Below are 12,133 nucleotides of genomic sequence, written 5' to 3' on the forward strand. Positions count from 1 at the left end.
GCATTCAGGTTTCGCCGTTTTTTTTACTTCGGTTTTTACTCCAGACAAAAGAAAACCCCCGACAAACCAGAAGTCTGTCGGGGGTTTCTTTTGCCCGGAGAGTATCAGGCGTCTCGCAACGCCTGAGCGCTCAGCTTATTGGCAAGCTTCGCAATCCGGCTCGTCAATTGCGCAAGCCTTTGGCACTGGAGCAGGACCGGCAGGAGCAGCCAGAACCGAATCGTCGCCGTGGTTGCCGCCGCTGGAAACAGCGTTCAGCTTGCCGGTGTTGATGGTCGATTTCTCGGTGCTGGTCGCGGCCAGGGCACGGAGGTAGTAAGTGGTTTTCAGGCCACGGTACCAGGCCATGCGGTAGGTCACGTCGAGCTTCTTGCCCGATGCGCCGGCGATGTACAGGTTCAGCGACTGGGCCTGGTCGATCCACTTCTGACGACGGCTGGCGGCGTCAACGATCCACTTGGTGTCCACTTCGAAGGCAGTCGCGTAGAGCTCTTTGAGTTCTTGCGGGATGCGCTCGATCTGCTGAACCGAACCGTCGTAGTACTTCAGGTCGTTGATCATGACCGAGTCCCACAGGCCGCGAGCCTTGAGGTCGCGAACCAGGTACGGGTTGATCACGGTGAATTCGCCCGACAGGTTCGATTTCACATAGAGGTTCTGGTAGGTCGGTTCGATCGACTGCGAGACGCCGGTGATGTTGGCGATGGTCGCGGTCGGTGCGATGGCCATGATGTTCGAGTTACGAATGCCTTTCTGTACACGGGCGCGAACCGGTGCCCAGTCCAGGGATTCGTTCAGGTCGACATCGATGTACTTCTGGCCACGTTGCTCGATCAGGATCTGTTGCGAATCCAGCGGCAGGATGCCTTTGGACCACAGCGAACCCTGGAACGTCTCGTACGCGCCGCGCTCGTCAGCCAGGTCGCAGGAAGCCTGGATCGCGTAGTAGCTGACCGCTTCCATCGACTTGTCGGCGAACTCGACGGCAGCGTCGGAACCGTAAGGAATGTGCTGCAGGTACAAAGCGTCCTGGAAGCCCATGATGCCCAGACCGACCGGACGGTGCTTGAAGTTGGAGTTCTTCGCTTGTGGCACCGAGTAGTAGTTGATGTCGATCACGTTATCGAGCATGCGCACAGCGGTGTTCACGGTGCGTTGCAGCTTGGCGGTGTCCAGCTTGCCATCCACGATGTGGTTCGGCAGGTTGATCGAGCCCAGGTTGCAAACGGCGATCTCGTCCTTGTTGGTGTTCAAGGTGATTTCGGTGCACAGGTTCGAGCTGTGGACCACGCCGACGTGCTGCTGCGGGCTGCGCAGGTTGCACGGGTCTTTGAAGGTCAGCCATGGGTGGCCGGTTTCAAACAGCATGGAGAGCATTTTGCGCCACAGGTCTTTAGCCTGGATGGTCTTGAACAGACGAACCTTGCCTGGGTATTCAGTCAGGGCTTCGTAGTACTCGTAACGCTCTTCGAAGGCTTTACCGGTCAGGTCGTGCAGGTCCGGCACTTCGGATGGCGAAAACAGGGTCCACTTGCCGTCATCGAAGACGCGCTTCATGAACAGGTCAGGGATCCAGTTGGCGGTGTTCATGTCGTGGGTACGACGACGATCATCACCGGTGTTCTTGCGCAGTTCGATGAACTCTTCGATGTCCATGTGCCAGGTTTCCAGGTAGGCACACACAGCGCCTTTGCGCTTGCCACCCTGGTTAACGGCTACCGCGGTGTCGTTCACCACTTTCAGGAACGGAACCACGCCTTGCGACTTGCCGTTGGTGCCCTTGATGTACGAGCCCAGTGCACGCACCGGCGTCCAGTCGTTGCCCAGACCGCCAGCAAATTTCGACAACATGGCGTTGTCGTGGATCGCGTGGTAGATGCCCGACAGGTCATCCGGCACGGTGGTCAGGTAGCAGCTCGACAGCTGTGGACGCAGGGTACCGGCGTTGAACAGGGTCGGGGTCGACGACATGTAGTCGAAGGACGACAGCAGGTTGTAGAACTCGATCGCACGGTCTTCTTTTTGCTTCTCTTCGATCGCCAGGCCCATGGCCACGCGCATGAAGAAGATCTGCGGCAGTTCGAAGCGGATACCGTCCTTGTGGATGAAATAACGGTCGTACAGGGTTTGCAGGCCCAGGTAGGTGAATTGCTGATCACGCTCGTGGTTGATCGCCTTGCCCAGTTTTTCCAGGTCGAAGGAGGCCAGCACAGGGTTCAGCAGTTCGAACTCGATACCTTTGGCGATGTAGGCCGGCAGTGCCTTGGCGTACAGGTCGGCCATTTCGTGGTGAGTGGCGCTTTCGGCCACACCGAGGAAACCCAGACCTTCGGCACGCAGGGTGTCCATCAGCAGGCGGGCGGTCACGAACGAGTAGTTCGGCTCACGCTCGACCAGAGTACGGGCGGTCATCACCAGTGCGGTGTTGACGTCGGTCAGGGCCACGCCGTCGTACAGGTTTTTCAGGGTTTCGCGCTGGATCAGGTCGCCGTCGACTTCTTCCAGACCTTCGCAGGCTTCGGTGACGATGGTGTTCAGACGACCCATGTCCAGCGGCGCCAGGCTACCGTCGGTACGGGTGATGCGGATCGACGGGTGCGCGTTGACCGCTTCTTCGGCCGGGGCGTGGGCAGCACGTTCTTTCGAACGACCGTCACGGTAGATCACGTAGTCGCGAGCGACTTTCTGCTCACCGGCACGCATCAGGGCCAGTTCGACCTGGTCCTGGATTTCTTCGATGTGGATGGTGCCACCCGATGGCATGCGACGCTTGAAGGTTGCGGTGACCTGTTCGGTCAGACGGGCAACGGTGTCGTGGATTCGCGACGAAGCGGCAGCGGTGCCGCCCTCAACTGCGAGGAACGCTTTGGTGATAGCGACGGTGATCTTGTCATCGGTGTAAGGAACGACAGTGCCATTACGCTTGATCACGCGCAGTTGACCAGGCGCGGTGGCTGCCAGATCCGAATTCGAATCGGCGGCCTGCGGCAAGGTGCCCTGCGGGTTCTCGCGAGTTGTGTCGGTTTGCATGGGGGGTGATCTCCACATTCTCTATGTTTGTTTGGGCACCATCATGGTGCTCACCGTTCTGGTCCGAAGCACTACAACCGACGGGCGTCGGGCATAACAACTTCGGACCAGTAGGAAAAAGGCTAATGACGCCGCATCCTTGCCGAAGTTTTTGGCCGCGAGCCAGGGCTCGAGCCGGATTCCTTCCCAGGTGACAGTAATGACTGCAACACCCGTACCGTTCCGGTCGTTTCCAACCTGAAAAACGATGCCATCCGCAAGTGCGGTTTGGGCTTTGAAAAACTTGCTTGGTTCAACCGGAAACCGGCAATAAATCGCTTGAGTTTCAGGTCTGAAATGTGGTTGGGCGTTTAAGCGGAAAACCCTATATGTAGGGTCTCTCCCTGCGCCGTGCTACAAGATAATGCGTTTCAAGGGTGCTTGCAACGTACTAGCTGTGGATAAACCTGTGCGTAAATTGTGTAAGAAATCCGGAATTCGCGTGTAGGCCGCGAACCTGCTGAGCTAGACCGTCCGTCACTGTTTTTTCACCGGGAAAAACGCTTCAGCGGTTTTTTAAGGGCGCGAACCCTATCACAAAAAACCGCCTTGTCCGAACGCATTTACCGACTTGTGTTCTGGCTGTACGCCGTTTATACAATCGGCTCATGCACAGACATTCTTATCCTCCTCAAACATGACAAAAGGTCGGGAGGATCTGAAATTGTGGGAGCGAGCCTGCTCGCTCCCACAGGGAATTGTGTTGAGTCAGACGTTCCTCTTTTATCAATAACAATAGAAAGCAGAGGTCACCGGTGGAGCAACAAGCCTTTCAGGTATTGATCGTCGAGGATGACCAGCGACTGGCCGAACTGACGCGCGACTACTTGCAAGCCAATGGACTGCGCGTGGACATCGAAGGCAACGGTGCGCTGGCAGCGGCGCGGATCATCGGCGAGCAGCCGGACCTGGTGATCCTTGACCTGATGCTGCCCGGTGAAGACGGCTTGAGCATCTGCCGCAAGGTGCGCGACCGTTATGACGGTCCGATCCTGATGCTCACCGCGCGCACCGACGACGCCGATCAGATCCAGGGCCTGGATCTCGGTGCCGACGATTACGTGTGCAAACCGGTGCGCCCGCGTCTGTTGCTGGCGCGAATTCAAGCCTTGCTGCGACGCAGCGACACACCTGAACCGGCCGCAGAAAAATCCCGTCGCCTGCAATTCGGCCCGCTGGTGGTCGACAACGCCTTGCGCGAGGCGTGGCTGAGCGACAACGGCATCGAGCTGACCAGCGCCGAATTCGACCTGCTCTGGCTGCTGGTGTCCAACGCCGGACGGATTCTGTCGCGCGAAGAAATTTTCACCGCCCTGCGCGGCATTGGCTATGACGGTCAGGACCGTTCGATCGATGTGCGCATTTCGCGTATTCGCCCGAAAATCGGCGATGACCCCGACCATCCGCGCCTGATCAAGACCATCCGCAGCAAAGGCTACCTGTTCGTCCCGGAAGCCTGCGTAGACCTGCCGCTGTGAACTCGATCTTCCTGCGCATCTATGGCGGCATGTGCGCCGCTTTGATTCTGGTGGCGGTGCTCGGCGTGCTGGCGCTCAACCTGCTCAATCAGGTGCGCAGCGAGCAATATCGCGAGCGCCTCGCGCACGGCACGTTTTCGCTGATGGCCGGCAATCTGCAACCGATGAACGAAACCGAGCGCCATCGGGCGTTGCTGGTGTGGGAGCGGTTGCTGGGGATTCCGCTGGCACTGAAGAAGTTTGCCGAGACCGATCTTGATCTGTCCCAGCGCACCCGCGTGCAGCGTGGCCAGGCGCTGGTCGAGCAGACTGGTCCGCACGCAGCGAAAGTCTATCGAATGGTCAGCGACAAAGAGCAGCTTGTGTTGGTAGGGGAAGTGCAGCAGATCAGCGAGCAACTGGCCCGTGCGACCATTTACCTGCTGGCCGATGAACTGGTGCGCGTGCCGGTTGGCGAGCAGCCCAAGCGTCTTGCGCAGATAAAGGAAGAGAAGGGCTTCGGTTTCGATCTGCGCCTGGTCACGGTGAACGACGCCGACATGGACGAAGACCAGAGCCGCCGCGTGGCCGAAGGCGACACGGTGATGGCGCTGGGCAAGGGCGGTGATTCGATTCGCGTGTTTGCCGGCATGGTCGGCACGCCGTGGGTGCTGGAGATCGGCCCGCTGTATCAGATGAACCCGTACCCGCCGGAATGGCTGGTGCTGATTGCGGCACTCGGTCTGAGTCTGATCGGCCTCATCGTGTATTTGTTGGTGCGCCAGCTCGAACGGCGTTTGCGCGGCCTCGAAGCGGCGGCCACGCGCATTGCCAAGGGCAGCCTGGAAACCCGTGTGCCGGCGCGCGGTGCCGACTCGGTGGGGCGCCTGGCGTCAGCGTTCAACGGTATGGCCGAGCACTTGCAACAGTTGCTGGCGATCCAGCGTGAATTGGTGCGCGCGGTGTCCCATGAATTACGCACGCCGGTGGCGCGCCTGCGTTTCGGCCTGGAGATGATCGGCTCGGCGACCACCCCGCAAGCGCTGGAGAAATACCGCGAAGGCATGGATCACGACATCGAAGACCTCGATAAGCTGGTCGATGAAATGCTCACCTACGCGCGCCTGGAGCAGGGCTCGCCGGCGCTGACCTTCCAGCGCATCGATCTGGATGCCCTGGTCAATCAGGTGATCGAAGAGTTGGCGCCGCTGCGCGCCGAGGTCACGGTGCAACGTGGTTTGTGCCTGTCTGCGGCGGATAACGATGATGCCTGGGTGGAAGCCGAGCCGCGTTATCTGCACCGCGCATTGCAGAATCTGGTGAGCAACGCCATGCGCCACGCACGTTCGAAGGTGACGGTGAGTTATCAGGTCGGGCAATTGCGCTGCCGCGTCGACGTCGAAGATGACGGCCCGGGTGTGCCGGAAGTGGCGTGGGAGCGGATTTTCACGCCATTTCTGCGTCTGGACGACAGCCGCACACGGGCATCGGGCGGGCATGGTTTGGGGTTGTCGATTGTGCGGCGGATCATCCACTGGCATGACGGCCGGGCGATCATCGGCAAGAGCAAAAGCCTGGGCGGGGCTTGTTTTAGCCTGAGTTGGCCGAGGAATCAGGAACGCCGGTAAGGTTTGTGGTGGCTGTGATGCCGCCTTCGCGAGCAAGCTCGCTCCCACATTTGAAATGCGGTTCCCTGTGGGAGCGAGCTTGCTCGCGAAGAGGCCCTTGCAGGCACCGAAAGATTTCAGGCCTGAATGCTGACCAGACTCAACAACTGCCCATCTCGCACCCCGAACTGCGCCTCCAGTTCAGTGCCGTTGCGCCATTCGGCAGACAAGTCCGTCAACAAGCGCAACCGGACTTCACCGGCCTCCGTCCACTCCAGTACTTCAGCGTGCTCGAAATAAAATCGCTGCTGCACAATCGGATACAGCGCCTTGAACAGACTCTCCTTCACCGAAAAGGTCAGCGTCACCCACAACGCCAGTTGATCCCGCGATGCGGCCGTCATGCGTTGCATTTCAGGTGGCGTCAGAATCTCCCCAGCCAGGCGCTCGGCGCGTTCGGTGTTGAGCAGGTTTTCCAGATCCATGCCCAAACCGCGCCAGTGCTGCTTGTTGGCAACAATCGCCGCTGCGCGGCCGGTGCTGTGGGTAATCGATCCGCAGATGTGCGCCGGCCAGACTGGCGCGCGATCTTCGCCAATTGCCGGAACCATGCCGGTGCCTTCCAATTGCTGCAACGCAGCGCGGGCACAAATCCGCCCGGCGAGGAATTCTGCCTGGCGCTTGGCCACTGAACGCTGAATGCTCGGCGGTGCGATAACAGCGCTGCGCTGAAAGTCATCGCCGAGCAGTCGGGCCGGGTCGAAATGGGTGCTGAGCAGCACGGTGTCGGGCAACACCGTCGGCAACGGCCAGAGGCTGTCGAGCGCGGTGCAGCAGGCGGGAAGGGTAGGGTTGAGATTCATGGCGGGCATTTTGCCGGTTAGTCGGGCCAAGGTCGAGATTGGCGGTGCGGCTTTCGCGAGCAGGCTCGCTCCCACAGGGGATCTTATGGGCAACATAGATCCAGTTTGGGAGCGAGCCTGCTCGCGAAGGCCGCGCCGCGGTGTTCCTGTTCAGCTGAAGATTTTCTGCAAGAACGCTTTCATGTCCGCCCAGGATTTTTCATCCGCTGCCTTGTTGTACCCGATGTCCGGGCCACCGTGCTCACCATGGCTCAGGCGATCAGCGTCTGGATTGGTAAAGCCATGCTTGGCACCATCAAGGCTGACAAATTGATAGTCAGCGCCGGCCTTGTCCATTTCTGACTTGAACGCGGTGACATTGTCCGGCGTGACCATGCTGTCCAGCGCGCCATGTTCGACCAGAATCTTCGCTTTCACACTGCCGGGCGTCGCTGGGGTTTTGGTTGCCAGCGCACCGTGGAAACTCACCACGCCTGCCAGCGGCTCACTTTGCCGCGCGGCGTTGAGCACTACGCCACCGCCGAAGCAATAACCGATGGCGGCGATTTTGTTGACGTCGGTCTGCGGCTGCTGCTTCAGCAAGTTCAGCCCGGCCTCGAAGCGCTTGCTCGAAGCCGCCGCATCCTGGGTCGCGGCCTGCATGAACGCCATCGCGTCTTTCGGGTGCTCAGTGTTCTTGCCTTCGCCGTACATATCAATGGCCAGGGCGCTGTAGCCGAGTTCGGCCAAATTCCGCGCGCGGCGCTTGGCGTAATCGTTCAGGCCCCACCATTCATGCACCACGACGACACCCGGACGCTTGCCTTTGATGGCGTCGTCATAGGCGTAGTAGCCGATCAGCTTGGTGCCATCGGCACTTTGGTAGGGGATCTCTTCGGTCTTGATCGCCGCCTGAGTGAGGCTGCTGACGGCCAGCAAGGTGAGGGTAAGGAACAGGCGCATGGTCGGGTCTCCTGACAATAAAAGGTCAGATCAGCCTAGTTCATTTGGTTCAGGTCAGGTTCAGAGACGGTTCAGGGGCGGTACAGGGGCAGGTCAGTAACCTTGCGCCATACCCAAACAGCACTGTGAAAGAGGAAATACCCATGACTTTTAACAAACTGTTGCTGGCATTGACCGTAATGAGCGCCAGTATCGCGGCCCAGGCCGACACCACTTCGAACTTCGCCGGCCTGACCTTCGGCCAGACCAGCGACAAGATCAACAAATCCCACTCGCTGAACAACAACCTCGATCACCCGAACGCCACCGGCGCGATCGACGGCAACAATACCTACGGTGTGCGCCTCGGTCAGCAAAACAGCCAAGGTCGCTACTACGCCACCTACGACAACGTGTCGGGTTCGCACAATGGCATTAAACTGCGTCAGGAAAACCTGTTGGGCAGCTACGATCTGTTCTACCCGGTGGGTGGCAGCACCAAGTTGTTCGGCGGTGCGACGGCGGGTTTGACCAAGCTGACTCAGGAATCGCCAGGCTTCAGCCGCGACAGTGATATCGGTTACGCCGTCGGTGGTCAGTTGGGTGTGTTGCAACAAGTATCGCAGAACACTTCGGTCGAACTCGGTTACCGTTACCTGCGCAGCAACGCCAGCACCGAGATGAGCGAGCGCGGCGGCAGCAAGCAAGGCTCGCTGGATTTGACCAGCAGCGCGCAGACTTACCTGTCGGCCAACTACAATTTCTAAGGAGCGAATCGCCTTGGAACCCTGTGGGAGCGAGCTTGCTCGCGAAAGCGATGTTTCATTCAACATCATCGTTGACTGAATAACCGCCTTCGCGAGCAAGCTCGCTCCCACAGTGGTTGTGGAGATTTCAAGTGATTAGGAGAAGTCATGAAACTGTTGGTCGTCGAAGATGAAGCGCTGTTGCGCCATCACCTGCAAACCCGCCTGACGGAGAGCGGTCACGTGGTCGAGTCCGTGGCCAATGCCGAAGAGGCGCTGTACCAGACCGGACAGTTCAACTTTGACCTGGCGGTGATCGATCTCGGCCTGCCGGGCATGGGCGGTCTTGACTTGATCCGCCAACTGCGTGCGGGCGGCAAGACCTTCCCGATCCTGATCCTCACCGCGCGCGGCAACTGGCAGGACAAGGTCGAAGGCCTCGCCGCCGGCGCCGACGATTACGTGGTCAAGCCGTTCCAGTTCGAAGAACTCGACGCGCGCCTGAATGCCTTGCTGCGTCGCTCCAGCGGGTTCACCCAGTCGACCATCGTCGCAGGGCCGCTGCTGCTCGACCTCAATCGCAAACAGGCGACCCTCGACGAGCAACCGCTGGCGCTGACCGCCTACGAGTACCGCATCCTCGAATACCTGATGCGTCATCATCAGCAAGTGGTGCCCAAGGATCGCTTGATGGAGCAACTCTACCCGGACGACGACGAGCGCGATCCGAATGTCATCGAAGTGCTGGTCGGCCGTCTGCGCCGCAAGCTCGAAGGCCCGGCCGGGTTCAAGCCGATCGACACCGTGCGTGGCCTCGGTTACTTGTTCAATGAGCGCTGCACTTGATTCGTTCCCTCCGCGTTCGCTTGATGCTCGCCGCCACCACGTTGGCGGTGTTGTTCATGCTCGCCTTGCTGCCGGCGATGCAAGGCGCGTTCAGCCTGGCGTTGCAGGATTCCATTGAGCAGCGGCTGGCCTCGGACGTGACCACGCTGATCTCTGCCGCGCGCATCGAAAACGGTCGGCTGGTGATGCCCAATCAGTTGCCGGACGAGCGCTTCAACCTCACCGATTTCCGTTTGCTCGGCTACATCTACGACCGCGAAGGGCATCTGGTCTGGCGCTCGAAAGCCACCCAGGAAGAGCAGATCAACTACAAGCCGCGTTATGACGGCCTCGGTAACGAGTTCGCGCGGATCCGCGAAACCAACGGCCAGGAATTCTTCGTCTACGACGTCGAAGTCAAATTGCTTGGCGGCAAAAGCGCGGCGTTCAGCATCGTCGCCCTGCAACCGGTGCGCGAATACGAAACCACCCTCGAAGGTCTGCGCGAGAATCTCTATCTGGGCTTCGGTGCGGCCTTGCTCGTGTTGCTGGCATTGTTGTGGATCGGCCTGACCTGGGGCCTCAAAGCCTTGCGCCGGCTCAGTCAGGAACTCGATGAGATTGAAGGCGGCACCCGTGAAAGCCTCACCGAACAACATCCCCGCGAACTGCTGCGCCTGACCGGTTCGCTCAACCGTTTGCTGCACAGCGAGCGCCAGCAGCGCAGTCGTTATCGCGATTCTCTCGATGATCTGGCGCACAGCCTGAAAACCCCGCTGGCGGTATTGCAGGGCGTCAGTGAAGACATGGCCCAGCGTCCTGAAGAACGCGATCAGGCCTGGGTGCTGCAAAGCCAGATCGAACGCATGAGCCAGCAGATCAGCTATCAACTGCAACGGGCGAGCTTGCGCAAAAGCGGACTTGTGCGACATCAGGTGCGCTTGCAACCGGTGCTGAAAAGCCTTTGCGACACGCTGGACAAGGTGTATCGCGACAAGCATGTGCGCGTGGCGTTCGATCTGCCCGAGCATTGCTACGTGCCGATCGAGCAGGGCGCGCTGCTGGAAATGATGGGCAACTTGCTGGAAAACGCTTATCGCCTGTGTCTGGGTGAAGTGCGCATCAGCGTGCGCGAGACCCTCGCCGGGATTGAACTGTGCGTGGAAGACGATGGCCCGGGTGTGCCACCGGATCAGCGTGCGCGGATTCTGGAGCGTGGCGAACGCCTGGATGCCCAGCATCCGGGGCAGGGGATCGGGTTGGCGGTGGTCAAGGACATTATCGAAAGCTACAACGCCAAATTGGCCCTGGGTGATTCGCCGATGGGTGGGGCGGCGTTCAGGATTCATTTTCCGGCGGCGTGATTGGGAGTTGCCCTCACCCTAACCCTCTCCCAGAGGTAGAGGGGACTGACCGAAGTGTCTTGCGAAAATGATCGACCTGAGCGATTTGCGTCGAATATGGATTCAGCGAGAGCTGTCAGGTCGGCGGATTTATTGAACATCCCCCAATCAGTCCCCTCTCCCTCGGGGAGAGGGTTAGGGAGAGGGGCTTTTGATTTAGCGCCTCACTGCTCCTGCGCCCGATACGCCCCCGGCGTCAACCCCGTCCACTTCTTGAACGCCCGATGAAACGCCGACGGTTCGGAAAACCCCAACTGCTCGGCAATCTGTTGCAACGACAGATCCGCCCGCCCCAAATGATAAATGGCGATATCCCGCCGCAATTGATCCTTCAATTCCTGAAAACTCGTGCCTTCCTCACGCAAGTGCCGGCGCAAGGTCTGCGGGCTGATGTGCAAGTGCGCCGCCACCGCTTCCAGATCCGGCCAGCGCGCCGTGTCGCGACTGAGCAAACGACGCAGGCGGCTGCTCAGGCTGTCGCCGTCGTCCGGGCGCGAGAGCAGGTCCGCAGGGGAGCGTTCGAGGAAATGTTTGAGCGTGCGTTCGTCCTGCAACAGCGGCATAGACAGATAGCGGCTGTGGAATAAAAGGCTGCTTTGATCGGCGCCGAAGGTCAGCGGGCAGGGAAACAGCAGATCGTATTCGGCACCATGCTCGGGGCGGGGATAGCTGAAACTCGCCTGTTCGAGGCGAATCCGCTGACCGATCAGCCAACTCCCCAAGCGATGCCAGATCACCAGCAAGCTCTCGGTGAGAAAGTGATCCGGGTCCCATAACTGCGAATCGTCGAGGCTCAAACGCACCCATTCGTCTTCGCGCGTCAGGCTCAGGCGCGGGGCTTCGGGGAATAGGCTATAAAACAATAAACCGCGTTGCAGCGCTTTCTCCAGATTGCGGCAGTGAATCGAGGCGTGGCACATCATGGCGAAACTGCCGGGTTTGCTCGGCGCATTGCCGAAACCCAGGTATTCGTCGTCCAGCGCTAGCCACAGGGTCTGAATCAACCGGGTGAATTGTTCCGGGGCAATGCGCGCGCGTGGCTCATCGAGCAGCTCCGGGCTGATGCCCAGTTGTAACAGCAGGCCGGAACAATCGAACCCTTGGCGGCGTGCGCCACCGAGGGCGGCACGGGCGAAATGACTGGCAATGGTGCGTTCGCGCATAAACGGCAGATCCTTCCTCAGGCGCCGGATGGTAGCCGGCGGCTGGACACCCCTACAAGGCGGATTTCCGCCAAATTGT

At 59.7% G+C, this 12,133-nt stretch carries 9 protein-coding genes; 5 read left to right on the top strand and 4 right to left on the bottom strand.

The genetic code is table 11. The features are described 5' to 3' along the window. Positions 1-135 precede the first annotated feature (135 nt). Positions 136-3,030: a ribonucleoside-diphosphate reductase subunit alpha gene (locus HUW52_RS09215; RefSeq protein ID WP_016987426.1), complete on the bottom strand. Its 2,895-nt coding sequence runs from the start codon at positions 3,028-3,030 to the stop codon at positions 136-138. 794 nt (positions 3,031-3,824) lie between these two features. On the opposite strand from HUW52_RS09215, the gene HUW52_RS09220 reads away from it, so the two are divergent. Further along, positions 3,825-4,547: a response regulator gene (locus HUW52_RS09220; RefSeq protein ID WP_016987427.1), complete on the top strand. Its 723-nt coding sequence runs from the start codon at positions 3,825-3,827 to the stop codon at positions 4,545-4,547. Then, positions 4,544-6,154 carry an ATP-binding protein gene (locus tag HUW52_RS09225; RefSeq protein WP_016987428.1) on the top strand — a complete coding sequence of 537 codons (1,611 nt, stop codon included), beginning with the start codon at positions 4,544-4,546 and terminating at the stop codon, positions 6,152-6,154. Before HUW52_RS09220 ends, HUW52_RS09225 begins: the two co-directional genes overlap by 4 nt. A gap of 116 nt (positions 6,155-6,270) precedes the next feature. Here the strand turns inward: HUW52_RS09225 and HUW52_RS09230 are convergent, their stop codons facing one another. Together HUW52_RS09230 and HUW52_RS09235 are read right to left on the bottom strand one after the other, a co-directional pair. Next, positions 6,271-6,996: a 4'-phosphopantetheinyl transferase gene (locus tag HUW52_RS09230; protein WP_218586342.1), complete on the bottom strand. Its 726-nt coding sequence runs from the start codon at positions 6,994-6,996 to the stop codon at positions 6,271-6,273. 150 nt (positions 6,997-7,146) lie between these two features. Beyond that, positions 7,147-7,938, bottom strand: a complete 792-nt coding sequence (locus HUW52_RS09235; protein ID WP_175553466.1) for a dienelactone hydrolase family protein — start codon at positions 7,936-7,938, stop codon at positions 7,147-7,149. A 143-nt stretch (positions 7,939-8,081) separates the two neighbouring features. Between HUW52_RS09235 and HUW52_RS09240 the strand changes: the two genes are divergently transcribed. The 3 genes from HUW52_RS09240 (at position 8,082) to HUW52_RS09250 (ending at position 10,852) form a co-directional block, all read left to right on the top strand. Next, complete coding sequence (locus HUW52_RS09240; RefSeq protein ID WP_016987431.1) at positions 8,082-8,684, top strand: outer membrane beta-barrel protein; 603 nt, start codon at positions 8,082-8,084, stop codon at positions 8,682-8,684. A gap of 147 nt (positions 8,685-8,831) precedes the next feature. Further along, on the top strand, positions 8,832-9,509 hold the full coding sequence (locus HUW52_RS09245; RefSeq protein ID WP_016987432.1) for a response regulator transcription factor: 678 nt from the start codon (positions 8,832-8,834) through the stop codon (positions 9,507-9,509). Continuing rightward, positions 9,506-10,852: an ATP-binding protein gene (locus HUW52_RS09250; RefSeq protein ID WP_175553467.1), complete on the top strand. Its 1,347-nt coding sequence runs from the start codon at positions 9,506-9,508 to the stop codon at positions 10,850-10,852. Before HUW52_RS09245 ends, HUW52_RS09250 begins: the two co-directional genes overlap by 4 nt. A gap of 203 nt (positions 10,853-11,055) precedes the next feature. Here HUW52_RS09250 and HUW52_RS09255 read toward each other — a convergent pair whose 3' ends face one another. Next, a complete protein-coding gene (locus HUW52_RS09255) occupies positions 11,056-12,054 on the bottom strand; it encodes an AraC family transcriptional regulator (RefSeq protein ID WP_175553468.1) in 999 nt (332 codons plus the stop codon). Positions 12,055-12,133 lie beyond the last annotated feature (79 nt).

The sequence above is a fragment of the Pseudomonas sp. 43A genome, from assembly GCF_013363935.1.
Classification (GTDB): Bacteria; Pseudomonadota; Gammaproteobacteria; order Pseudomonadales; family Pseudomonadaceae; genus Aquipseudomonas; species Aquipseudomonas crudilactis.